This is a genomic window from Campylobacter sp. 1569 (genome assembly GCF_024723675.1).
Taxonomy (GTDB): Bacteria; Campylobacterota; Campylobacteria; order Campylobacterales; family Campylobacteraceae; genus Campylobacter_D; species Campylobacter_D jejuni_C.
In genome coordinates this window covers 23191-48316 of sequence record NZ_JANQDB010000012.1, presented here as the reverse complement: position 1 = coordinate 48316, position 25126 = coordinate 23191, and the positions used below count along the sequence as shown (strand labels likewise).

The window sequence follows — 25126 nt, the reverse complement described above, 5'->3', positions numbered from 1 at the left end:
ACCAGCACCTACACCTGTAACATCTCCAAATGGAGCATTTTTATCCTCTAAGTCTTCTTTTTTTGAAGTTGTACCAACTTTATCTTTGTCCACATTTAGACAAACAGCTCCTTGGTCTAAAACAAGTAAATTTACGTCTCTATACGGATCTAAAATATCATACAATTTCCATTCATCAATCACTTTTCCATCTTTATCCACTTCAATAACAACATCTCTTACAGTTCTAACATTTTTATTATCTTTTCTTTTCTGATCAGAACTAGCAACACGAAGCAAATAAGTTCCTTTCTCTGTGTATTCAATATGATGTGAAAAATCTATATAACCCATAGGTAATCTTCGATTAAAAATTTCTCTACCCATTAAATCATAATTCATATATCTTTGCCCCATACCCCACAATAAACTTCCATTTTCTAACTGAACAAAGCCCATCATATTGCCTTTTTTATATATATTTTCAGGATCTCTCAACTCATCATTTTTCAAATACCATCTAACATCTCCATTGGTATCTACTATCCAATTATAACTTTGCAAATCCCATTCCATTGCTCCACCTGTTGGATTATTCCATACAGCTTGAGCGCTATTTGCTAAAGGATATCTAATCAAATGATTAATCAAATAAAGATTATTTTTAAACTTTTTATCCGCCTTAATAACAATTCTAGCTTTAGGTAATATTCCATTTTGATTAACACCAGTACTTTCGATATATATAGGTGGTGCATAAATTTTATATTCTTCTAAAATTTTCTCAGATCTCAATCCATCTATACTTCTTTCATAATAAACCTTTACTCTATTAATATAATCTGGATAAAGACCGAAAATAGGAATTCCACCATGCGTTAAAACTTCTCTGTTGCTAGGATTATATCTAATGCTAATGCCATCCTTGTCTTTTCCAAGAACCTCAACTTTTACATTTTTTATGTCATATCCACCATTTTTTATTAATGCTGTTAAAGGGGCTGTTTTATATGGGTTCATTACAACAGCCCCTATTTTTCCTTGAGATGGATATGTCTTAGGGCCACTTGCGCCTCCTATGCCCATAACAACACTTGGAAAAAACACCGCTATAGAACTTACAAATAAAATATATTTTTTTATTAAATTATTCTTTTTCATTGTTTTCCTTTTATATTTACACAACAGAATTTGGCTCACCTAAAATTTTAAGAATAATTATAAACACCAAAACAATCAAAGCATAAATTTTAGCCTTAGGATGTGAAAATGCATAAGAAACAAACATGCCTCCTAAAATCACCAAACAAACAACAAAAGCCAATAAGCAACAAACCGCCATATTCATAAATTCCATACTAGGAATCAAATACCAACCATTACTATACAACCCATCTTCAAAATTTGGAGGAGTTCCAACAAAAAATTTCTGAAAAGCATTTAAACTACCATAAACATCTTCAGGTACTATAGGTGTATCCATACCACACTCACCTGTTGGTAAAAACCATCCTGGTGCCCATTCATGCAATGGTAAATTAAAAGGATATATAGGAATTTCTCTACACCCATCAACACCAGCAAAAGGATTTTCTGAATGTACTACTTCGTGGATATGATTAAGAGTAAGACAATACTCTATACCAAGCCATATACCCCAAAATACAAAAGTATATGCAAAAATTTTCAAATAATCATTTTTAGGATCTATCAAGGCTAAAATACCACCAAAAGCCATAGTTAACATGGCAAATCTTATATAAACACACTGCTCACAAGGCTCCATATAAAGGTATTCTTGAAACAAAAAGTGTGCTATGAAAGTTAAACTTATCATAGCTACAACCATTATCAACCAAGGTATTCTAGTGTTTTGCCAAGCACTAACTCTACTAACAGGACAAGAACTCATAAAATACTCCAAAAACTACATCTTACTTAACTCTTCTGTTATTTCTATCAAAGCTTGCGGAGATGTGATAGCTTGCGGTGTAATTTGATATTTACCATTTACTACAAAAGCAGGTGTGCCATAGTTTTTAGAAATATCATTAGCACTTTCATAAGATTTTAAAATTTCACCCGCTTCAGGAGTTTTTAAAAAATTATCTAAATCTTCTTTGCTTGCTGAAATTGCTTTTAATCCTACTTCATAAAACGCTTCAGGATTGGCTCCATTTCCCCATCTTTGTTTTTTCTTAAAATAAGCATTAAAATATGCTTCAGAAGCTTTATGAGTTAAACTATTTTTATCACTTTGACTTACTTTATTTTGTTCATCTTTAAAAGCAGCAAAAGCAAAAATTTCATTAGCTTGCTTTCCATAATCACCCATAGAACTAACAGGATAAAATTTATAAGTTAATTGTGGTAATTTTTCTTTAACTTTTGAGATTGTATTGAATTTATGATGATCATAACAATGCGTACAACGATAAGAAAACACCTCTATTAAAGAATTTTGTGCATTTGGGATAGGCGTTTTTAAGGTAATATACTCTTTGCCTTCACTAAGCGCATTTGCACTCACACCAAAAACAAAAGCAGCCAACAAAGCCGATCTTAAAAACATGTTAAATTTGTTTTGCATTTAAACCTCCTTTTATTGTGTTTATAATTAATTATTAAAAAATATTACAAACAATATTAGATTATACTAATCTAACTTAAATGATGATAAAAATACAAAATAAAAATTAAATAATAATTTATTATTATTTAAATAAAACATTATATCTTGAAACTAAAGATATAATGTTTTGTATATTTATTTAGTAGAAAGTTCTTTAACTATACGGATTAGTTCTTCTAAAGAAGTGATATATTCAGGATTGATTTGATATTTACCATTTACTACAAAAGCAGGCGTGCCATAATTTCTTGAAATTTCATTAGCCACATCATAAGCAGCTAAAAGCTCTTTGGCTTCTTTAGTTTGTAAAAATTTTTGCAATTCTTCTTTATTAGCACCGATAGCATTTAAGCCTATTTTGTAAAATAAATCAAGATTGTTTAAATTTAACTTTTGCTCAAAATGACTTATAAAATACACATCAGCAAGCTTATAGGTAAGACTTTTTTCACTAGTAACATCTAAACCTAAAGCTTTTTCTTTAAAAGAAGCTAAAGCAAACATCTCATTTAAAGCACCACCATATTCGAGCATAGAACTTACCGAAAAAAGATCATATTTTAAATTTGGCAAAGCCTCTTTAACCTTTGCTAGAGTGTGAAACTGATGATGATTATAGCAATGAATGCAACGATAAGAAAAAATTTCTATCAAAGAATTTTGTGCATTTGGGATAGGCGTTTTTAAGGTAATATACTCTTTACCCTCACTTAATGCATTTGCGTTTATAGCAAAACCGAGTACGCAACAGACAATCAAAAAGATATTTTTTAAATTCAATTTTAACTCCTATATCATGATATTACAATATAATTATATTGTAATATCATAAATATCAGAATTCAACCACGCCCCCAGCATCTTTTCTTGATTGCTCACTAGATTGAACCATAATTCCTTTTGTGTATTTCAACAATTCTTCCCATTCTTTCTTTTGTAATAAGATGCCTTTTTGAACACTCTCTTCGTAATTTTTTTCAATAATGTCATGAGAGATACTTATATTCTCATCATTTCTAACTAAAGAGTTTTTAGAAATTTCAATATAAAGCACTCTTTCATCTAAATCACAAGGTATATTTTTCATTAAAACATCTGGAAAATCTTCATTATTTTTTATAAAGTATTCCACATACTGAGATTGTTTTATGTCATACCAATAAGCTTTAACATATAAATTTTTATTTGATAATCTTTTTAACTGAGAATACACAAAACACCTATTATAACATTTTGAAATTTTTATGTTTAAAGAATTATATTGATTTAAAAAATCAAGCGCATACGCAATAATAATTTGAATATGACATAATATGCTATGATGATTAAGATCAACACTTAAATACTCATTTGTAATATTTAATGTTATATCTAAATTGTCGCTTTTTAAATAAGGCGCAGCTTTAAGAAAATTTGACAATCCATTTAATCCAGCCATTTGCATGTCAATAACCATAGATGCAATTAAATCAGCTTCTCCAAGATTTAATTTTAATCCATTATAAGCTTTAATACAAGCAGCTTTAAGTTCGTTTTTGGAAACATAAACATTATTATTAGATAAATCACAAACACTATGCTTATTTTTTGGCAATAATGGAAACATCCACTCATTAGCATGAATTTCATCCATTAAAGGTGCATTCTGAAACAATGTCACTTGAACCCATCTATCTGATCTTGGATCATACTTTGTTGCACCAAACATAGACAATTTAGCTCTTAAAAGATGCATAGGCAAAAAGTCTTTTGCTAAAACATTAGCTCTTATATCACCCATTGCACAGTTTCCCATAGTCCAAACTCTTCTAGCTATAGATGTAAAACAAGGGTTTTCTAGTAAAAATTTACTTATATGTAAATAATCATCCTGATTTTTTAAAGCATTGTAAAATTTAACCACTTGCCTAGCAATATCTAAAGGTTGTTCTAGTTCATCTCCATTATCAATACCTCTTACTCCAAGCCTAGGCTCTTCTTTTTCTTCAGATATATACCAAAACCAATAATTATTTTCAGAATTTTCAAAATTAATACCTAAAGCCCAATCATATTTTTTCTCTATTACATTTTTAATTTCAGAAATTTTAACACCAGTAAGTTCTAATGGAGTTTCATCGATTGTCATCATTTTATCGTGTATATCAACTAATTCAGGATACAGTTCTAATAAACACGAAAGTACGATTTCTTGTGCTTCCAAAGAATATTTTTTTGTATATTCTACAAATTCTTCAATAATCATAGAAGCATTTATTTTTGTTTTTATTTCTTTTACTATATAAGAAAGCTCACTTGAAGCTATTTTATTTAAATTATCTTGCCTTGAATCTATTGTTGTTATTTCTTTAAGATGTAAACTTGCTCTTTTTAAATAATCAATCAATTCTTTAGCCTTGCTCATATCAAGCTTTTGTTGCATAACTTTTGACAAAGCTAATTCTCTTTGATAAAGCCAATTATCAACAACTTTTGGGTGTTTAATCAAATAAGGAGCCATACCAAGTCCAGTAGCATTTCCCACACCTAAATATCTTTGAATATCTCTATCAAGTTCTACAGCTTTATCTCCACCACGCTGTTTGGCTATATAATTTACCCAATCTAAGCTAAATTGCCTTACAATATAAACAGCACACATTTCAGCAGAAAATGACTGAGAAAAATCTCCATTTTTTTGCAGATTATCAAAATCAGAAATTCCAAATTTTCCACTTCCATATACAGCTGTGGTTCTTAATATATAACCAACTTTAGCTAGTTCATCTAAATCAGGTTGTTTTCCATTAGCTAAAGAATTAACAATATATTCAAAAATTCTTACACTTTTATTAGCCCTTGCTAAAACAAAAGCATTGTTAAAATTTCTACCAGCTTCTTGCAGTGGAACATTTTCTTTTAAAACAGTCAATAATCCACTATCAATCTCTCCATTTACAAAAGTAAAAGTAACATCCCACTTATTTGCTATAACTCTATCATTTCTTTCTTCATCTTTTATATAATTAGCAAATATAACAAGATGATATATTCCATGAGGTGTTCTAACTTGATATATTACATCACCAAATCCTTTATCATCTAAATCCCATAAAATATTTTTTAATACCCACTTTTCTTGAGCAATTTTCCTCATCAAAGTTCTAGTAAAACTAAGTCTAGATGAGTGCATAGAACCTAGTCTTTCTAAAGACATGACTTCTTGTGGACTTCTTAATTTCATATCATTTTTCATTTTGTCTCCTTTTTTGTATTAACGTAAATTTTGCTCATCTGCCATTTTGATTGCAATCTGTATAGAATTCCATAAGGTTGGTAATAATATAAATGAAACAGGCACAGCAGTAATTACTATAAATGATTGTAAAGCCGAAATTCCTCCCTGTCCGATAGATATTAAAATAATTGCCAATACCCCCATTAAAATTCCCCAAAAAGCTCTAAGAAGCTTACTAGGTTCAGTATTCCCACTAACAATAACACTCATAGTATAAGTCATAGAATCACCAGTTGTAATAATAAAAATAGCTGCCAATATCAAAAATAATGCTGAAATAAATGTTGACAATGGTAATGACTGTGTTATTGCTATTAATGCAGCAGGTATATTAAAACCTTTAAAAGCAGAGCTTATACTGCCTGGATTTTCTATTTCAAAATACAATCCTGTTCCACCAACAATAGTAAACCAAAACATTGTAATAATTGGCGCACATATACTCACAGCTATAATAAGCTCTCTTAAAGTCCTACCTCTTGAAATTCTAGCAATAAAGATAGCCAATACTGGACCATATCCTAAGAACCACCCCCAAAAAAACAAAGTCCAAGATGCAAGCCAAACAGTATCTTCTCTATAAGTAGCCATAGGTATAAAATTTTGTATCAAAGTTCCAACACCTTGAACATAAACATCCAAAATAAATTTTGTAGGACCAAAAATAAAAATAAAAAACATCAAACCTACAGCTAAAATAACATTCCATTTACTAAGAATTTGAATGCCTTTTGCTAAACCTCTAAGTGAGGATATAGTATAAACCAAAATAGCCAAAATAATAATACTCATTTGAGTGATTATATTATCTGGTATTTGAAAAATCATATTTAGCGCATAAGAAATTTGTAAACCTAAAAATCCTATAGGTCCTATAGTGCCAGCAGCAACAGCCACAATACAAAAAGCATCTATTAAAGAACCAATCCATCCGTGTATAACTTTATCACCAAAAATAGGATAAAGAATAGTTCTAGGTCTTAAAGGAAGGCATTTTTCATAGTGTAAATACATTAGCACTATTGTGGTAATAGTTCCAGAAACAGCCCAAGATAAAAAACTCCAATGCATGTAAGATTGTGCTAGAGCTTCTGTGATTTTTTGAAAAATATTACTAGTATTTCCAAATACAGGAGATGGTGAAACAAAATGAGCTATAGGCTCTCCAGCAGCCCAAAAAACACCTCCGCCTGCAAGTAAAGTACACATAATAATAGATATCCATTGAAATGTACTCATTTCAGGATTTTTAATATTACCCAAAACTACGCCGCCTGTTCTTCCCCAACTAAGCCCGATCCCAATAATAAAAGTCAAAAGTAGTAAAATTTGCCAATAAACACCAAAGTATTTTGCTGAGACATTAAAACCAAACTCAACGATCGCACTAAGTAACTTTGAATCAATTAAAGCTATTACAACAAATATCATCAAAAATCCACTACTACAAATTAAAGTCAACTTATCAATACGAGTATTGTTTTTAGGAGCACTGTTTAACATTTTAACTCCTTAGCAAGTTTGAGCTTTTAAGCCATCTTGTAAAAAATGAAGCCAATTAAGACCCATGATTTTTTTTACATCATTCTCAGAAAACCCATAATTAATCAATCCTTTATAAATATTATATAAGCCACTAGAATCATTAAACCAAGACACATTTTTAGGCCATGTGGAATTAGTAGCACTACCTTCGCCATAATCTTTTATCTTAGACCATCTACCATTGCGCATCCATTCTAATACATCTAATGGTTGATTTAAACATAAATCACTTCCTATACCTATATGATCAACCCCTATCATATCTGCCAAATCAGCACTCATTTTACAAAAATCATCCAATGTACAATCACTTCCATTTGGCAAATGAAAAGGATATAAAGACAAACCTATCAAACCTTTTCTCTTAGCTAAAGCTTTTATCACCTCATCGCTTTTATTTCGCAATCCATTGTGCGCAAATTTAGGATTAGCATGAGATATACATATAGGGCGAGACGATATGTCAATAGCTTCCAATGTTGATCTATCACTACTATGAGACATATCAACAATCATACCAACCCTATTCATTTCTTCAATCGCTTGTTTGCCAAAGCGAGTGATACCACTGTCGTTTTTTTCATAACAACCAGTAGCCAATAAGCTTTGATTATTATAAGTTAGCTGCATAATCAACAAACCAAGCTGTCTCATAATAGATATTAACCCTATTTCATCATCAATCAAAGAACAATTTTGTGCTCCAAAAAAAATCCCTACCTTATTTTGAGCTTTTGCTTTTAAAATATCTTCGCTTGAAAAAACAGGCAATATATATTCATTAAATTCTTCAAAAAATCTATGCCACTGGGCAAATCTAGTGAGTGTTTCTCTAGCATTTTCATGATATACTAAAGTAACATGCACAGCACTAACACCGCTTGATTTTAAAAATTTAAAATATTCTTTATCCCATTTGCAATATTGCAAACCATCTATAATGATATCTTTCCCAAACATAACCACCTCCTTTTTGTAAACAATATTTAATAAGCTTTTACATAAGTTGTTTTTACAACTGTGTAAAATTCCTTCGCATAAGAACCTTGCTCTCTTGAACCAAAGCTAGATTCTTTTCTGCCTCCAAAAGGCACATGATAATCTGTTCCAGCTGTAGGAAGATTAATCATAACACAACCACTTTTTGCTTCTTTTTTAAATATGTTTGCATTTTTTAAACTTGATGTTACAATCCCTGAAGTCAATCCAAAACGAGTACCATTATTAAGCGCAACAGCTTCTTGTAAATCTTTTGCTTTAATCACACATGCTAATGGAGCAAAAATTTCTTCCTGATTAACATCCCAATCATTTTCAGTATTAATAAATAAAGTAGGAGACATATAGTAACCATTTTTATCAAGTGATAATTTTTCACCACCAAATACCAATTCCGCTCCAAGATCTTTAGCTCTTTGAACCCACTTGAAATTAGATTCAAATTGTTTGTTATCGGCTACTGGTCCCATAAAAATTCCATCATCTAAGCAATGGCCAACCTTTAATGTTTTCATTCTAGAAACCATTTTCTCAACAAAAGCATCATGAATACTTTCCATAACAATCAAACGAGAACTTGCTGTGCATTTTTGTCCAGTACCTGAAAAAGCTCCTGCAATAGCACACTCAACAGCAAGATCAAGATCTGCATCATCCATAATAACTAAGGCATTTTTACTACCCATTTCTAATTGACATTTAACAAAATTTGCAGCCGTAGCACGTGCTATTTTTCTACCAACATCAACAGATCCAGTAAAAGAAAGTGCGTTGATATTTCTAGAATTAATAATAGTCTCACCAACTTCCCCACCACTACCTAAAACTAAATTAAATACACCACTTGGCAATCCATGCTCATGAATAATCTCAGCCAAAGCTACAGCAGAAGCTGGAGTGGTATTAGCTGGTTTCCATACTATACTATTACCAAAACAAAGAGCAGGAGCTATTTTCCAAGAAGCTGTTGCGACAGGGAAATTCCAAGGAGAAATAATACCAACAACACCAACAGCCTCTCTTGTAATCTCAACATCAACACCACTTCTTACAGATGCTGCATTTTCCCCAATTTGCCTTAATACTTCAGCTGCATAATATTGAAAAAATTGACCCGATCTAAACGCTTCTCCTTTTCCTTCTATTTTTGTTTTTCCTTCTTCTAGGGATATAATTTTTCCAATCTCATCGCTTCTATTCATTAAAGATTCACCGATTTTATAAAGCAAATTTGCCTTTTCTTCTAAAGGAGTTTTTTCCCAAGAAGCTTGAGCCTCTTTAGCAGTATCAATAGCTAGCTCTACTTGTTTTTTATCAGCCTGTGCTACATCCCCTAGATCATTATCAATATCAGATGGATTAATATTTTTTATAGTATTAACACCCTCTACCCATTGACCATTAATATATAAACCCTTAGTACAATCTAACATTTTATCTCCTTTATAATTTTAATTATAAGTTTGTGCATAAACTACAAATTCAACCAGCATTTCTTCTCTAGCCAAACCAGAAACAATAAATGCAGCTCTATTTGGATAAACTGTATTGAAATAGGTTGAATATACCGAATTTACAAATTTTAAATCTTCTCTTTTTGTAACATAAATTAAAATCTGTAACACATCATCTAATTTAGAACCAACACATTCTAAAGTATGAATAAGATTTGAAAAAACCTGTTTGGTTTGCGCTTTTATACCACCGGTAACAACCTCTCCATTTTTATCAATAGGAATTTGTGCTGTATATAAAATATTATTTGATATAACCGCCCATTCTAATGGAGATTTTGATGGAAATAATTTTGTTTTAACCGCTATTTTACTTGACATACAACTCCTTTTTGTATTGTTATATTCTCAAGTCTATAGGAAAAAAACTTAATAAATACTTAATGCCGACAATAAATATATTATATATTTTATTACCTTGAAAAAACATATAAATATGTGAATATTGGTAAACATATTTAAAAGATATTCCTATGATTAAAATATCAAATAAGTTAGTAAGATAGTTTTAGTTGTAAAATTGAATATATATGTTTATTATATGATTATATCAAATCAAATATTGTTTAACAAAATTCTCAAAATAATCAATAATATCATCAACATATTCCAAGGCTTTTTCTGTGTTTTTTTGATACACAGCTTTTAATATATTCTTGTGTTTTTCTTTTACAATATCATGTTGACTATTTTGAGCATAGCGATACCAAAATCTCCTTGAAATCCCTTGCACATTTCTCAATTCTTCGTAAATAAAATAATTTTTAGAAGCTTTAGCTAATACATCTTGTCTTTTATCAAGCCATGATAAAAAATTTATTTCATCATAATTTTCAATTTCATTTAAAAGTTCATTTATAGCTTTTTTATCATCCTCAGTAAGTCTTTTTATAGCACATTCTATACAAAGTTTCAAAATAACTCTTCTTACCTCCAAAAGTTGCATTTGCAAAGAAGCATTCATTTGTGGAACCATTATTCCTGCTTTTGATATATTCACCAAATAACGTTTTGAAAGCAACAATAATGCTTCTCTTACAGGCGTACGTCCAACATCAAGCATATTTGCTATGCCCTGTTCTGTCAAAACACTACCAGGCTCTATTTCACAAAAAACTATTCTTCTTTCTAATTCATCATATACTTGTTCAGCCAAAGTTTTATTTTTCACTTTTTTCATGTAATTTCCAAATATAAAATATAAATTATAGAATAATATCTAATTATTAATGTATTTAAGACAGAATATTAATGATTAAAGTTCATTTTGATATTCGATTTACTTTAAATATAATGTATTATAAAAAAACAAAAAAAGGATTTTAAATGCAAATACGAATTTATTACGAAGATACTGATGCAGGTGGAGTGGTATACCATAGCAACTACTTAAAATTTTGCGAAAGAGCAAGAAGTGAGATTTTTTTTCAAAGAAACGCAAAAACTTTTGATAAAAACACAGGACATTTTCTACTTACTAAAGCAAATTGTAACTTTTTAAAACCCGCTAAACTTGGAGATCTTATAGAAGTAAAAACATTTATCACAAAGCTTAAAAAAGCCTCAGTTTGTATAAAGCAAGAGATTTACAAAGATAACACCAAGCTTTTTGAAGCTGATTTTACCCTAGCTTTTTTAAAAAATGAAAAAGTAGCCCCTATAGATGAGGCTATAGCTAGGGTTTTTACTGATCTTGTAAAGGAGTAAAACCTAAGCCTTGCGAGCGTATGATCTTAACCTTATAGTCAAATTGATTATTATTTAAACTCTCATCGAAAATTCTTTGAGAGTCTTTATCTAAAAACTGCGTATAAAAATAATCAAGACCCACGCTAGTTGCATACGCTATCCAGTTATAATTAATATTTTGCGAAAAAAGCTCATTAAGATAGCTTAGAGTTTGATCCTCATTAGAAATGGAATTTGCTAGCAAAAGTTTTTTTCTATCATTAATTTGCGTTAAACTTAGCAAAATAGGATTATAATTAATCTGAGTTGATAATAGCACAAAAGGTTCTATATCATAAGTTCTTATTTGCGAGCTTATAAGTGCTGTTTTTATTAAAGAAGTATTTAAAATAATACTAGAATCTTGAAAACTTCTATTTTGATTTAAAATGCTTCTAAAATCAAATTTAGAACTATTAATAGTATAAATTTTCTCACTACCATTCCCTGCGTTTAAAACATTCTCATCTAAGCGATTTGCCAAAGGTGTTCCATCTGAAAAAATAATATTTTTACCATTTGAATACTCTAAAAGTCTTTGAATTTGTTTTTGATAATCTATACTTCCAAAATATACATTTTCATTTTGCGTATCAAAATTTCTTTTGTGCGCAGTTGGTATGAAAACTTTTACATTAGAATCAAGATTTTCTTTTAATAAAATTTTCACACCCTTATCTGTAAAACCTGCGATGATATAATTAAATTTCTCATCTTGAGCTTGTTTAAAAGCTTTAGCTATTTTGCTCTCATCTTCTGTGCCTATTAAAAACACCTTTACTTTTATTTGCGCTCTTTGTCTTAATAAATACGCTATGCTTGAATTTATAATAGTATTAGAGTAGCTTTTAATCGTTTGCTCAGGTAAAATAATAGCTAATTTTATGCTAGCATTTTTTTGAATTCTTTTTTCAAAATCTATAATAGAATTTAAAAGTTTAGTATAGATATTAACCAAAAGTTCATTTGCATTGTCATTGTTAAATCTTGATAAAAAATTAAAATAAAGTCCTGTTTCTAGCAAAGTAAACAAACAATCGTTGTCACAATTTTGAAATTCTAAATTAGGATAAAAAGACTCGCTAGGTTCTATGGGTGATGGCTTTTGTTCTTTTGCAAAAACACTTAAAGTTAAAACAAAACTCATCATCAAACAAACTAAACTTTTTCTCATAAATAACCTTTTATTTTTTTAATATCATCTATAAATTCAGTATAAAAGCTAGGATTTTTACTCACAAAATTCAAATCATAACTTGGCAAAAGCAAAGCATTATTAAAACGCATACATTGCCCTTTGTATTTTTGAAAATTCTCAAAACCCAAACTCGCAAAAGCTTCTTGACCAAGACATAAAATAATCTTTGCTTTTACAAAATCAAGCTCATTATAAAAATACGGCAAGCATAATTTTAATGCTTGATCATCTATTTTAAAATTACTAAAACATTTAAACATATAAGAAAAATATATTTCATCTTCTTTTAAATTTAAAAACTCTTTAAATAATCTTAAAAACTCTTGCTTATTTTTAGAAGCAAAAAACTTTCCACTTTCATTTTCTTCTTTATCAACAAAAGCTTGGTAAATCAAAATTTTAGCATTTTTGGCTTCTTTTTCCATTAAACTATACTTTCTTAATTTGGAAAAATGACAAAGATTGCAAGTTTTCACTCTTTCATTTAATTCTTTAAAGCTTAAGTTAAAATGTCTAATTTGCTTTTGTTCGTTAAAGTATTCATAGCCAAAAGCTTTTAGATAATACAAACTACGCTTATTCATCACATCAATGCTTCTAAATTTTCACCCTCTAAACGATAAGTTCTCCACTCATTCATATGCTTTGCATTTAATTTAGTATAAAACTCAATCCCTAAATCATTATCGTTCAAACATACCCATTCTAATCTTTTAAGATTTTTTTCTTTACAAATTTGTGCTAAATATTTAAAAACAGCTCTAGCATAGCCTTTTTTTCTATATTTTGGTTGTATGTAAATATCTTCTAGGTATAATCCACCCAAACCCCAAAAAGATGAAAAAGTAAAATAATACATCACATAGCCTATTATCTCACCATCAACCTTTAAGCTCAAAGCCTTAGCATATTCATGTTTAAAAAATGATTCTTCAAGTTCTTTAGTTGTGCATTTTACATCATCAAGCATATTTTCATGAATAGCAAGTTCTTTGAGTAATTCCAAAATTTTTTCTAAATCTTCTTTTTTACTCTCACAAATTTCAAAAGCCATTATTTTTCCTTAATTTAAAAAATAAAATCAAAATTTAGCAAAAAGTTTTAAAATAACTCTTAATTAAAAGCAGATTTAAGTAAGATTTTGCTAACATACTCGCTTATTATTTTGTTTTTTATTTTAAGTTAAGGAAAAAATATGAAAAGAACATACCAACCACATAAAACCCCTAAAAAAAGAACTCACGGCTTTCGTGTACGTATGAAAAGTAAAAATGGTCGCAAAGTGATCAATGCTAGACGCGCTAAAGGTAGAAAAAGATTAGCGGTATAAAAGATTTTCTAAGTATTAACGACTTAGGAGAGTTTGCAACAATTTATAAAGAAGGTAAAAAATGGCATTGCGAAGGCATGATCATCTTTTACATTTTAAGTGATGAAAAAAAATTCGCTGTTGTTGCTAGCAAAAAAGTTGGAAAAGCTGTCGTAAGAAATAGAGCCAAAAGGCTCTTAAGATCAGCTTTTTTTCAGGTTAAAAATCAAGTTGAAAACGGAAAATACATACTTGTAGCCAAAACAAGTATCAATGAAATTCCTTTTTTAAAATTAGAAAAAAACTTGAAATGGGGTTTGAAAAAAATAGGATGTATAAAATAGCTTGTCTAAAACTTATCAGATTTTATCAACTCTTTATCAGTCCTTTTAAACCACAATGCTGTAGGTATTACCCAAGTTGCTCTGAATATGCCTTGTGGCAATTTAAAAAAAATAATATTTTTAAAGCATTTGGTGCAGTTTTTTTAAGAATTTTAAAATGCAATCCGTTTTTTAAAGGTGGTATTGATTATCCTAAAGTACGCAAGAATAATCTAAACTCAGGTATATGTTTTAAACCTAGTTTTAATGCTTTAAAACAACTCAACTATCTTTATATCCCTTGCAACGATAATCAATTTTTTTTAATTAAGATTATATTTCCAAAGGACAATCCGTGTCAGAAAATTTATCTCAACAAAAACGCATATTAATTGCTGTTGTATTATCATTTTTATTTTTTGTAGTTTATGATTATTTTTTTATCCCCAAAGCTCCACAAACTGAGCAAAATATCACCCAAATAGAACAAAATAATTCAGCCCCACAAAGCACTACAAACACAAACACCCAAGCTCCAAAAACAGAACTTAGTGTTAATCAAAAAGAAGAAATAGCAGTTGTTAAAAGTGAGCATTTTGAAGCACATATTGACTCTTTAGGTAGAATAGCTAAATTTTATCTAAGTGATGAAAAATATAAAGACGAAAATGGTAAAAGTATTAATCTAATAGATACTTCTTTATCGCCTTTACCACTAGAAGTAAGATTTAGCGATGTAAAAATCAATCAAGAAGCTTTTAATACTTCATATACCACAAGTCAAAAAACTATCAATGTAAGCGATGAAAACACAACCTTAATCCTTACTCAAAATCTAAATGATTTAGTAGTAACTAAAAAAATCACTTTCCATAAATATGGAAACTATGATTTAGAGGTTAATCTAAGCAAAGACGCAGCTTATTTTATCACTCCAGGTTATCGTCCAAATATAGCAGTTGATAGCTATACAGTGCATGGCGTTTTAATCTTAGATAAAGATGATAAAATCACAATGTTAGAAGATGGTGATGTAGAAAATGATGAAAGTTTTTCTAATGTAACCCTTATGGCAGCTTCAGATCGCTATTATAGTGCTTTCTTTTATAATTTTGAAAAACCACTTAATGCTGTAGTTACTAAAGATAATCACGAAAACTCTATCGTTTTTGCAAGTGCGACAAATACTTTTAAAGCAAGCGGTTATGTTGGCTCAAAAGAGCATGAAATTTTAAGAAGCATTCATGCGGATTTAGATGATGTTGTAGAATATGGTTGGTTTACTTTTATAGCCAAGCCTATGTTTGAATTTTTAAATTTTTTACATGGCTACATGGGTAACTGGGGTTGGGCTATTGTAGTGATGACTTTAATCGTGCGTATTATTCTTTTCCCACTTACTTATAAATCAATGATTTCTATGAATAAACTCAAAGATTTGGCACCTAAAATGAAAGAAATCAGAGAGCGCTATAAAGGTGATCCGCAAAAAATGAATTTACATATGATGGAACTTTATAAAAAACATGGCGCAAATCCTATGAGCGGATGTTTGCCTATACTCATTCAAATTCCAATTTTCTTTGCAATTTATAGAGTTTTACTAAATGCCATAGAACTAAAAGCTGCACCTTGGGCTTTTTGGATTACAGATTTATCTGTAATGGATCCATGGTTTATTTTACCTATATTTATGGGTCTAACTATGTTTATCCAACAACTTATCACACCAATGGCCATACAAGATCCTATGCAAGAAAAGATTATGAAATTTTTACCATTAATTTTCACTTTCTTCTTCTTAACCTTCCCAGCAGGTTTAACTTTATATTGGTGTGTAAATAATATATGTTCACTTATTCAACAAGTGATCGTAAATAAACTTTTCAAAAACCACAAAAAAGAGGAAATAGCTAAACATGAACATAGAAGCTAAAGACTTACAAACCGCACTCATAGAAGCCTCAAAGCAACTTGAGTGCTCTGTGATTGATCTAGAATATGAAGTTATTCAGCATGCTAAAGCAGGATTTTTTGGTTTGTTTAGAAAAAATGCTATTATTTGTATCAAAGGGCATAAAAAAAATCAAAAACCTCATCAAGAAAAAACTAAAAAATTTCATAATGAGAAATTTAACAAGCATACGCAAAAAAACTTTGATAAAAACGAACCAAAAAAAGAATACAAAGAAAATTTTCAAAAACCAATTGAAGATATTGCTCAACCTAAGGAGCATTATAAAGTAAAAAATGATGCCATTTTTGATTCATTTCATAAAGAATCTTCAGAAGAAAGAAATATCACTTCTTATATCGATGAGATAAAAATTTCATTAGAAAAGCTACTAGCAACTTTTGATTTTGACATCAAGGTTATACAAGTTAGTGTTTGGGATGAAAATTGTGTATTGATAAAACTTGATGGAGAAGATGCGGCTTTACTTATAGGCAAAGAAGCTCATAGATATAAGGCTTTTTCTTATTTGCTTTATAATTGGCTTAGTGCTAAATACAAAATTCAACCAAGACTAGAAATTGCTCAATTTTTAGAAAATCAAACCCAAGCTATAGAAAATTATTTAAAAATTCTTATAGAAAAAGTAGAAAACACAGGAAGAGTTCAAACAAAACCACTTGATGGAATTTGGTTAAAACTTGCTTTAGAAAAATTAAGAGAACGCTTTCCTGACAAATATGTAGCTATCAAACAAAATGACGATCAAAGATACATCGTTGTGAATGATTTTTTGAAGAAAAATGAATGAATGATACTATAGCTGCCATTGCCACAGCCCATGGAGTGGGCTCTATAAGTATTATTAGAGTAAGTGGAGAAAAAGCTTTAGAGCTTGCATTAAAAATTACCCACAAAAAAGAACTAACACCACGCTATGCACATTTGTGCAAACTTTATAAAAACAACAACGATTTTTTAGACGAAGCTTTAGTAATTTATTTTAAAGCGCCCTACTCTTTTACAGGAGAAGATATAGTAGAATTTCAACTCCACGGAGGCTTTTCTTTAAGTGAAATTTTACTCGATGAGCTTATTTTAGCAGGAGCACGTCTTGCTAACCCTGGTGAATTTAGTAAAAGAGCTTGTTTAAATGGTAAGATGGATCTTTTAAAAGCTTTAAGCATACAAGATGCCATCATGTCAAAATCAGCAAGCGCTGCAAATATCATAGCAAAAAATATTAAAGGTGATTTAAGTAAATTTTTAAATACCATTAGAATAGATCTTGTTCAAACTCTTGCTTTTGTAGAAACAAGCATTGATTATGCAGATGATGACTTACCACAAGATTTACTTGATCAAATTATCACTATGTGTGAAAAAAATTCAAAACTTTTACGCGAAATAGTAGATATTTCTTTAAGCAAAAAAGGACTTATAGAAGGCTTTAAAGTTGCTATTATCGGTAAACCAAATGCAGGAAAAAGCTCATTATTAAATTCACTTTTGGCTTTTGATAGGGCTATTGTTTCTAATATTGCAGGTACCACAAGAGATCGTATCGAGGAAAGTTTAAAAATAGGCTCACATTTAATCAAAATCATCGACACAGCAGGTATAAGAAATGCAGATGATGAGATAGAAAAAATCGGAGTTAATCTAAGCTATGAAAGTATTAAAGAAGCAGATATTATCATAGCTGTTTTTGATGGATCTAAAGAATTTGAAGAAGAAGATGAGCGTATTTTACAAGCTTTAAAAAATTGTGATAAAAAAATCATTTATGTTTTAAATAAAAGCGACCTAGTTACCAAATTTCAACATGAAATTAGTACTTCTTGTATACGCATTTGTGCTCAAGAAAACACCCAAGCCATAAAGGAAAATTTAAATGAATACTTAAATACTTTAGATGGTGATGGAATGCTAATAAGCAATACCTTAATACTCAATGCCTGCAAGAATGCTAGCGAAGCTATTTTGCGCGCAAGGGACTTATTAAAAGAAAGTTCTTTAGAACTTTTTGCTTTTGAACTAAATTTAGCCATAGGAGAAATAGCCCAATTTACAAAAGATTTTGAAAGAGATGAAATTTTAGATGCTATGTTTAGTAATTTTTGTTTAGGTAAATAAAAAAAGGAGAGAAAATGGATAAAGAAATTATAAAACAACACAAAATTAGCGATGAGGAATATCAAGAAATTTTAAATATATTAGGTAGAGAGCCTAATTTGCTAGAGCTTGGAGTAATTTCTGCTATGTGGAGCGAGCATTGCTCATATAAATCAAGTAAAAAATACCTTAATGGCTTTCCAACTAAAGCTCCTTGGGTAATCCAAGGTCCTGGTGAAAACGCTGGAGTAATAGATATAGGCAAAGGAATGGCGGCTGTATTTAAAGTAGAAAGTCATAATCACCCAAGTTTTATAGAGCCTTTTGCGGGCGCAGCTACAGGTGTGGGCGGAATTTTGCGCGATGTTTTTACCATGGGTGCAAGAGTTGTTGCGGGTATGAATTCTTTAAAATTTGGTAATATCCATGATGAAAAAATAGGCAAACATCAAAAATATTTAGTTAAAGGTGTGGTAAGCGGAATTTCACACTATGGTAATTGCATGGGTGTACCTACCATAGGTGGAGAATGTGCTTTTGATGAGTGTTTTAATGGAAATATCTTAGTTAATGCTTTTGCACTTGGAACTTGCAAAATCGAAGATATTTTTTATGCAAAAGCTGAAGGTGTAGGCAATCCTGTAATTTATGTAGGTTCAAAAACCGGCCGTGACGGGCTTGGTGGAGCAGTGATGGCAAGTGATAGTTTTAATGAATCTAGTAAAAGCTTAAGGCCAACTGTTCAAATTGGAGATCCATTTGCTGAAAAATTATTAATGGAAGCTTGTTTAGAACTTTTCAAAACTGATTATATAGTTGGAATTCAAGATATGGGTGCAGCAGGACTTACTTCAAGCTCTTTTGAAATGGCAGGACGCAGTGGTAGCGGCATGAAACTTTACCTTGATAAAACTCCTATGAGAGAAGAAGGTATGACTCCTTATGAGTTAATGTTAAGCGAATCTCAAGAAAGAATGCTAATTTGCGCTAAAAAAGGCTATGAAGAAAAAGTTATTGAGATTTTTAATAAATGGGGGCTTGATGCAGCTATTATAGGCGAAGTTACAGATACTGGCAAAATGGAGCTATTTTGGCATGATGAATTAGTTGGTTTAATCCCGATTGAGCCACTAAGTGAAAAAGCACCTATACTTGATAGACCTGTAGCTAAACCAAAATACTTAGATGAAATAAAAAACTATCAATTTAAACTTAACATTCCTACTCAAGAAGCATTTGAAAAACTTCTTGCAAATGAAAATGCTAACGATAAAGCCTATATTTATGAGCAATTTGACTCAAGCGTACAAACTAATACTTTAAAAAGCGATGGAGCTTTAGGAGCAAATAGCATTAGAATTAAAGAAAACAATTGCTTACTTTCTATGGCAATTGAGTGCAACTCAAGATTAAACTATGTAAATCCAAAAATCGGGGCAGCAGCAGCCGTTGCAAGTGCAGGTAGAAAAATAGCATGCTCAGGAGCTAGACCTTTGGCAATTAGTGATTGTTTAAACTATGGCAACCCGCAAAATCCTGAAGTAATGTGGCAATTTGCACAAGGTTGTGAAGGCATTAAGCTCGCTTGTAAAGAACTCAATACCCCTGTAGTAAGTGGCAATGTTTCTTTATATAACGAAACCGATGGAGTAAGTATTTTTCCGAGTCCAACCATAACTTGTGTTGGAGTAAATGAAAAAGCAGAAAATGTTTTAAAATCATATTTTAGTAAAGACACTAGAGCTATTTATCTACTTGGAGAAAGCAAAGGTGCTTTTGGTGGATCTTTGATTGCTAAAGTACTAGATCAAAAAGTAGCAGGAGAGCTTGAAGATATAGATTTTAACGCAGAATTAAAACTATGGGATTTCTTACTAAAAGCAAACGAAGCAAAATTGCTTGATTGTGCTAATAGCATAGGCATAGGTGGTCTTGCTATTACTTTAGCTAAAATGAGCGCAAAGGCAAATTTAGGTATTGAAGTAAAGACTGATTTTGAAGATAAGAGTTTTATTTTTGAAGAAAGTCCAACAAGAGTTATAGCTGGTGTTAAAAATGAAGAAAAATTTATCAAATTTGCAAATGAAATGGGAATTAAATTTACAAAACTTGGAAATTTAAATGAAAAAGATTTTATTTTAGATGATATTAAGATATCTTTAGCAAAACTACAAACAATTTATTTTGATAAATTTAATGAATATTTAGGATAAAAATGCTTTTTGTTTTACTTGTATTGGCAATTTTGGCATTTTATTGGTATTATAAAACATGGGGTAAAGATGATCTTTTGGGCTCTTTTAAAAAAGGAGCTAAAAGTTTCTCTCAAGGTTTTAAACAAGGCTATCACGAAGAAAGAATTGATGGATTTAAAAGAAGATTAAACTACTATGTTATAGCACTTTTAGCAAAAATAGCAAAAAGCGATGGCAGAGTTAGTGAAAATGAAGCTAACATGATCTCACAAATTCTTGATTACAATGCCAAAGATTCAAGAGAAAGAGAATTTTTAAAACAAAGTTTTAATGAACACAAAAACACCTTAAATGACACCTATGAAGTAGCCAAAGAACTCATCAAGGAAGTACCTTTACCTCAACAAGAAAGAATTAATATATTAAATGTTTTGGTCGCAATGGCCTTGATTGATGGGGAACTTAACAGCACTAAAAAAGATGTATTAAAAGCCATTATCAAAGCCTTTAATCTTGATGTAAACATACTTGAGAGACTTCTAAATTCTATGCAAACTCAAAAAGTAGGTATGAATTTGCAAAAAGCATGTGAGATTTTAGGTGTAAGCGAAAATGTAAATTTACAAGAGCTTAAAAAACGCTATAGAGAACTTGCTAAAAAATATCATCCTGATATTTTAAACGCAAACAACAGCGATGAAGCAAAAATAAAAGAAGGTGTAAAAAAATTTCAAGAAGTTAATGAATCTTATGAATTTTTAAAACAATACATAGAAAGGAAAAATCAATGAAAGCACTAATTAGTGTTAGTGATAAAGAAGGAGTGGTAGAATTTGCTAGTGAGCTTGCAAAATTAGGTTTTGAGCTTTTATCTACTGGAGGTACTTACAAGCTTTTAAAAGAAAATAACTTGCAAGTACAAGAAGTTAGTGATTTTACTCAAAGCCCTGAAATGTTTGAAGGACGCGTAAAAACCTTACACCCAAAAATTCATGGTGGAATTTTATACAAAAGAGAAGATGAAAATCACCAAAAGCAAGCTAAAGAGCATAATATTGAAAGCATAGACTTACTTTGTGTGAATTTATATCCTTTCAAAAAAACTACAATTTTAACCCAAGATTTTGATGAGATTGTAGAAAATATTGATATCGGTGGTCCTGCTATGATACGTAGTGGTGCAAAAAACTTTAAAAATGTCATTGTAGTTTGTGATATTTTAGACTATGATAAAATCATACAAGCCTTAAAAGATAATACTTTAGATCTTGATTTTAGAAGAGCATTGATGATCAAAGCTTATGAGCATACAGCAAATTATGATGCTTATATAGCAAATTATATGAATGAGCGTTTTAATGGTGGTTTTGGTGCAAGTAAATTTATTGTTGGTCAAAAAGTGTTTGATACAAGATATGGAGAAAATCCTCATCAAAAAGGCGCCTTATATGAATTTGATGACTTTTTCACACACAATTTTACAACCTTAAAGGGTGAAGCAAGTTTTAACAATCTAACCGATATCAACGCAGCTTTAAATTTAGCAAGTGCTTTTGATAAAGCTCCAGCAGTAGCCATTGTAAAACATGCAAATGCTTGTGGATTTGCCATAAAAGAAAACTTACTCCAAAGCTATATCCATGCGCTTAAATGCGATACCTTAAGTGCTTATGGTGGGGTTGTAGCTATCAATGGAACTTTAGATAAAGAATTGGCACAAAAAATCAATGAAATTTATATAGAAGTAATCATTGCAGCAAATGTAGATGATGATGCTTTGGAAGTATTTAAAGATAAAAAGCGTATTAAAATCTTTACACAAAAAGCGCCATTTTTAACTAGAGCTTATGACAAATATGATTTTAAACATATAGATGGTGGTTTTGTATATCAAGATAGTGATGAAGTTAAAGAAGATGAATTAAAAAATGCGGTGTTAAAAAGTGAAAGAAAAGCTAGCGAACAAGAATTAAAAGATCTTGAAATAGCTATGAAAATTGCTGCATTTACCAAATCAAATAACGTAGTTTATGTAAAAAATGGTGCTATGGTGGCTATTGGCATGGGCATGACAAGTCGTATTGATGCAGCTAAAGCAGCTATTAATAAAGCCAAGGAAATGGGACTTGATTTAAATGGTTGTGTTTTAGCAAGCGAGGCTTTTTTTCCATTTAGAGATAGCATAGATGAGGCCAGCAAAATAGGTGTAAAAGCCATCATCGAACCAGGTGGAAGTATAAGAGATGAGGATATCATCCAAGCTGCTAATGAATATGGTATTGCATTATATTTTAGTGGCGTAAGACACTTTTTACATTAATACAAGGAGTTTAAATGTTTAAAAGCATAGGTGCAAAGATATCTTTAGCAATGATTTCTACATTGCTAATTAGTTTTATTATTATGCAAATTATTTTACAAAAAGACTCTCAGCAAACGACCGATAGAATCAGCCGTGCAAATTTAGATACCTTAAGCACTTCTGTTTTTCAAACACTAAGAATGGCGATGAATTTGGGTGATCCTGCCATCATAGAACAAGCTATAAAAGAAGCAGGTGAAATAGAAGGCATAAAAGATATTAAAATTTATCCTTCCAAAAGCACCATTGAGCTTTTTGAAATGCAAAAATATACAAAAAGTGATGAAAGTATTATCAATGAGCAATTTAACAAACCAGAAATTAAAGCGGTTGAGATTAATAATGATCAAGGGCATTATCTAAGACTCATACGCCCATTAATTGCTAATGAAAGTTGCTTAGCTTGTCATGCTAATGCTAAAGAAGGTGATGTTTTAGGGGTTATGGATATGTATAATGACTTAAAACATGTAGATGATGATTTGGCAAGTTCAGCTAGAACCTATATTGTGATTTTTAGTATAGCTTTACTTTTTACTGTTTTTGCTGTACTTTATATCTTGAAAATAGTTGTGGGTAATCCTGTTTTAGATCTTTTAAAACACGCTAAAGAATTAGCTAGTGGCGATGGAGATTTACGCGCAAGAATTAACATAAAAAGTACTGATGAAATAGGTAAGGCTTGTACTTATATTAATCAATTTATTGAAAAAATTCAAAATGCAGTGATTTCTACCAATGAAAATTCTCAAATGGTAGATAAACAATCTAAACTTTTAAATGCCAATGCACTTGATCTAGCAAATAGAACTAAAGAAGGCCATACAAAAACTGATGAATCTTATCATTTAAGCGAGCAAATACATACAGAATTGCAAGATCTTGCTGAACTTTCAAACAATGCAAATAAGGCAAATACAAAATCTTTTGAAGTTTTAAACACTATGCTTGATTCACTAAATCAGGTAGTTGACAAAGTAAGAGTTGTTGCAGAAAATGAAGATGTGTTATCTCAAAAAGTTGAAGTTATGGAAAAACAAGCAGATGAGATTAAAAAAGCTTCTGATATGATGGGAGAAATAGCTGATAAAACTAATCTTTTATCATTAAATGCAGGTATTGAAGCAGCACGTGCTGGGGAATTTGGTCGTGGATTTTCAGTTATTGCTGAAGATGTAAGAAATCTTGCTCAAAACTCAGAAGAATTTTTAAAAAATATTGCTATTGTGACCAAGCAATTAGTAGATAGTATTAATGAAGTTTCCAAAGAGTTAAAACACAATGCTAAAGAAATTAATTCTTTAAATCAAGATGCAAAAGATCTTGTAGAAGGAACTAATGAAGTAAAAGTTTGCAATGAAAATGCAAGAGATTTAGCAAATGCTTGTATGCAAAAAATCTCAAGTACACAAGAAACTTTACAATCTTTGCTTGATAAAATGCAAGAAACAGTAAAATTAAGCGACAAAAATGAAGAAATTTCAAAAATTTTACTTGATGTTGCTCATGAGTTAAATGTAGTTTGTCAAAATTTAGAAGATGAATTAAAACATTTTCATGTATAAGGAGAATCAAAATGAAAAAAATAATTACATTAAGTATAGCAAGCTTAGCTATTTTTAGTGGGTGTTCTGTGGCAAATTTAAGTGTTGATGATTTACAAAATAAAGAATTTACCATAAGTTCTTATGAAGCTAATGGAAAAAGCTATGAACTTCCTCAAAATTCTAAAGCAAGCATTAGTTTTGATAATAAGGACAAAAGAGTTTTTGGTATTTCAGGATGTAATAGATTTTTTGGAAACTATAAAGATCAAGGAAATAGCATTAAAATAGAAGATAATCTTGCTTCAACAAAAATGCTTTGTGATCAAGAATCTATGAAATTTGAAGATAATTTCTTAAGAAATTTCAACGGAGATTTTCAAATTACTAGCGATGATGATGGAATTGTTTTGGAAAATAAAAAAATGAAAGTATATTTAAAATAAGCCTAA

At 30.3% G+C, this 25126-nt stretch carries 25 protein-coding genes; 12 read left to right on the top strand and 13 right to left on the bottom strand.

Annotated elements, in window-relative coordinates; all coding sequences use genetic code 11:
• From CAMP5060_RS06525 to CAMP5060_RS06480, 10 genes are all read right to left on the bottom strand, one after another.
• On the bottom strand, nucleotides 1–1140 hold a 1140-nt coding region (locus CAMP5060_RS06525; protein WP_337218104.1), incomplete at its 3' end, for an aryl-sulfate sulfotransferase.
• A 16-nt stretch (nucleotides 1141–1156) separates the two neighbouring features.
• A complete protein-coding gene (gene dsbI, locus CAMP5060_RS06520) occupies nucleotides 1157–1891 on the bottom strand; it encodes a protein-disulfide oxidoreductase DsbI (RefSeq protein ID WP_337218103.1) in 735 nt (244 codons plus the stop codon).
• 15 nt (nucleotides 1892–1906) lie between these two features.
• Nucleotides 1907–2569: a thiol:disulfide interchange protein DsbA/DsbL gene (locus CAMP5060_RS06515; protein ID WP_442863350.1), complete on the bottom strand. Its 663-nt coding sequence runs from the start codon at nucleotides 2567–2569 to the stop codon at nucleotides 1907–1909.
• Between the two features lie 177 nt (nucleotides 2570–2746).
• Complete coding sequence (locus CAMP5060_RS06510) at nucleotides 2747–3391, bottom strand: thiol:disulfide interchange protein DsbA/DsbL (protein WP_214135821.1); 645 nt, start codon at nucleotides 3389–3391, stop codon at nucleotides 2747–2749.
• 55 nt (nucleotides 3392–3446) lie between these two features.
• The gene (locus CAMP5060_RS06505; RefSeq protein WP_337218102.1) at nucleotides 3447–5846 is read right to left on the bottom strand and encodes a DUF3726 domain-containing protein; all 2400 of its coding nucleotides are present in this window, start codon (nucleotides 5844–5846) and stop codon (nucleotides 3447–3449) included.
• An 18-nt stretch (nucleotides 5847–5864) separates the two neighbouring features.
• Complete coding sequence (locus CAMP5060_RS06500) at nucleotides 5865–7391, bottom strand: BCCT family transporter (RefSeq protein ID WP_337218101.1); 1527 nt, start codon at nucleotides 7389–7391, stop codon at nucleotides 5865–5867.
• Between the two features lie 9 nt (nucleotides 7392–7400).
• Entirely contained in the window at nucleotides 7401–8393 is a 993-nt protein-coding gene (locus tag CAMP5060_RS06495; RefSeq protein WP_337218100.1) for a membrane dipeptidase, read from the bottom strand.
• A 26-nt stretch (nucleotides 8394–8419) separates the two neighbouring features.
• Nucleotides 8420–9865 (bottom strand): aldehyde dehydrogenase family protein, encoded by a 1446-nt coding sequence (locus CAMP5060_RS06490; RefSeq protein ID WP_214126121.1) that lies wholly within the window; start codon nucleotides 9863–9865, stop codon nucleotides 8420–8422.
• An 18-nt stretch (nucleotides 9866–9883) separates the two neighbouring features.
• Complete coding sequence (locus CAMP5060_RS06485) at nucleotides 9884–10267, bottom strand: RidA family protein (RefSeq protein WP_337218099.1); 384 nt, start codon at nucleotides 10265–10267, stop codon at nucleotides 9884–9886.
• Between the two features lie 229 nt (nucleotides 10268–10496).
• Entirely contained in the window at nucleotides 10497–11126 is a 630-nt protein-coding gene (locus tag CAMP5060_RS06480) for a GntR family transcriptional regulator (RefSeq protein ID WP_214126118.1), read from the bottom strand.
• A gap of 146 nt (nucleotides 11127–11272) precedes the next feature.
• On the opposite strand from CAMP5060_RS06480, the gene CAMP5060_RS06475 reads away from it, so the two are divergent.
• A complete protein-coding gene (locus CAMP5060_RS06475; RefSeq protein WP_337218098.1) occupies nucleotides 11273–11653 on the top strand; it encodes a YbgC/FadM family acyl-CoA thioesterase in 381 nt (126 codons plus the stop codon).
• On the opposite strand, the gene CAMP5060_RS06470 is transcribed toward CAMP5060_RS06475, so the two are convergent.
• The 3 genes from CAMP5060_RS06470 to CAMP5060_RS06460 are packed head-to-tail and all read right to left on the bottom strand — an operon-like array spanning nucleotide 11631 to nucleotide 13929.
• Nucleotides 11631–12848 carry a hypothetical protein gene (locus CAMP5060_RS06470; protein WP_337218097.1) on the bottom strand — a complete coding sequence of 406 codons (1218 nt, stop codon included), beginning with the start codon at nucleotides 12846–12848 and terminating at the stop codon, nucleotides 11631–11633. The genes CAMP5060_RS06475 and CAMP5060_RS06470 overlap by 23 nt on opposite strands.
• The gene (locus CAMP5060_RS06465) at nucleotides 12845–13456 is read right to left on the bottom strand and encodes a uracil-DNA glycosylase family protein (RefSeq protein ID WP_337218096.1); all 612 of its coding nucleotides are present in this window, start codon (nucleotides 13454–13456) and stop codon (nucleotides 12845–12847) included. The genes CAMP5060_RS06470 and CAMP5060_RS06465 overlap by 4 nt, the downstream gene beginning before the upstream one ends.
• On the bottom strand, nucleotides 13456–13929 hold the full coding sequence (locus CAMP5060_RS06460; RefSeq protein ID WP_261530269.1) for a GNAT family N-acetyltransferase: 474 nt from the start codon (nucleotides 13927–13929) through the stop codon (nucleotides 13456–13458). Before CAMP5060_RS06460 ends, CAMP5060_RS06465 begins: the two co-directional genes overlap by 1 nt.
• Nucleotides 13930–14067: 138 nt before the next feature.
• Here CAMP5060_RS06460 and rpmH point away from each other — a divergent pair, with 138 nt between their 5' ends.
• From rpmH to CAMP5060_RS06405, 11 genes are read left to right on the top strand one after another with little or no spacing between them, the layout of a single operon-like run.
• Complete coding sequence (rpmH, locus tag CAMP5060_RS06455; protein ID WP_012661270.1) at nucleotides 14068–14202, top strand: 50S ribosomal protein L34; 135 nt, start codon at nucleotides 14068–14070, stop codon at nucleotides 14200–14202.
• Nucleotides 14199–14525 carry a ribonuclease P protein component gene (gene rnpA / locus CAMP5060_RS06450; RefSeq protein ID WP_192866626.1) on the top strand — a complete coding sequence of 109 codons (327 nt, stop codon included), beginning with the start codon at nucleotides 14199–14201 and terminating at the stop codon, nucleotides 14523–14525. Before rpmH ends, rnpA begins: the two co-directional genes overlap by 4 nt.
• Nucleotides 14513–14896, top strand: a complete 384-nt coding sequence (yidD, locus tag CAMP5060_RS06445) for a membrane protein insertion efficiency factor YidD (RefSeq protein ID WP_261530266.1) — start codon at nucleotides 14513–14515, stop codon at nucleotides 14894–14896. The genes rnpA and yidD overlap by 13 nt, the downstream gene beginning before the upstream one ends.
• Nucleotides 14860–16440 (top strand): membrane protein insertase YidC, encoded by a 1581-nt coding sequence (gene yidC, locus CAMP5060_RS06440; RefSeq protein ID WP_261530265.1) that lies wholly within the window; start codon nucleotides 14860–14862, stop codon nucleotides 16438–16440. The genes yidD and yidC overlap by 37 nt, the downstream gene beginning before the upstream one ends.
• A complete protein-coding gene (locus CAMP5060_RS06435; RefSeq protein WP_261530264.1) occupies nucleotides 16424–17269 on the top strand; it encodes a Jag N-terminal domain-containing protein in 846 nt (281 codons plus the stop codon). The genes yidC and CAMP5060_RS06435 overlap by 17 nt, the downstream gene beginning before the upstream one ends.
• On the top strand, nucleotides 17266–18594 hold the full coding sequence (mnmE, locus tag CAMP5060_RS06430) for a tRNA uridine-5-carboxymethylaminomethyl(34) synthesis GTPase MnmE (RefSeq protein ID WP_214100528.1): 1329 nt from the start codon (nucleotides 17266–17268) through the stop codon (nucleotides 18592–18594). The genes CAMP5060_RS06435 and mnmE overlap by 4 nt, the downstream gene beginning before the upstream one ends.
• Before the next feature lie 14 nt (nucleotides 18595–18608).
• A complete protein-coding gene (gene purL / locus CAMP5060_RS06425; protein WP_261530263.1) occupies nucleotides 18609–20786 on the top strand; it encodes a phosphoribosylformylglycinamidine synthase subunit PurL in 2178 nt (725 codons plus the stop codon).
• Between the two features lie 2 nt (nucleotides 20787–20788).
• A complete protein-coding gene (locus CAMP5060_RS06420; RefSeq protein ID WP_087699476.1) occupies nucleotides 20789–21559 on the top strand; it encodes a TerB family tellurite resistance protein in 771 nt (256 codons plus the stop codon).
• On the top strand, nucleotides 21556–23088 hold the full coding sequence (gene purH / locus CAMP5060_RS06415) for a bifunctional phosphoribosylaminoimidazolecarboxamide formyltransferase/IMP cyclohydrolase (RefSeq protein WP_214126107.1): 1533 nt from the start codon (nucleotides 21556–21558) through the stop codon (nucleotides 23086–23088). Before CAMP5060_RS06420 ends, purH begins: the two co-directional genes overlap by 4 nt.
• Nucleotides 23089–23102: 14 nt before the next feature.
• Nucleotides 23103–24695, top strand: coding sequence for a methyl-accepting chemotaxis protein (locus CAMP5060_RS06410; RefSeq protein WP_261530262.1), 1593 nt, complete (start codon nucleotides 23103–23105; stop codon nucleotides 24693–24695).
• An 11-nt stretch (nucleotides 24696–24706) separates the two neighbouring features.
• On the top strand, nucleotides 24707–25120 hold the full coding sequence (locus tag CAMP5060_RS06405; RefSeq protein WP_214100524.1) for an META domain-containing protein: 414 nt from the start codon (nucleotides 24707–24709) through the stop codon (nucleotides 25118–25120).
• The last annotated feature ends 6 nt before the right edge of the window (nucleotides 25121–25126 follow it).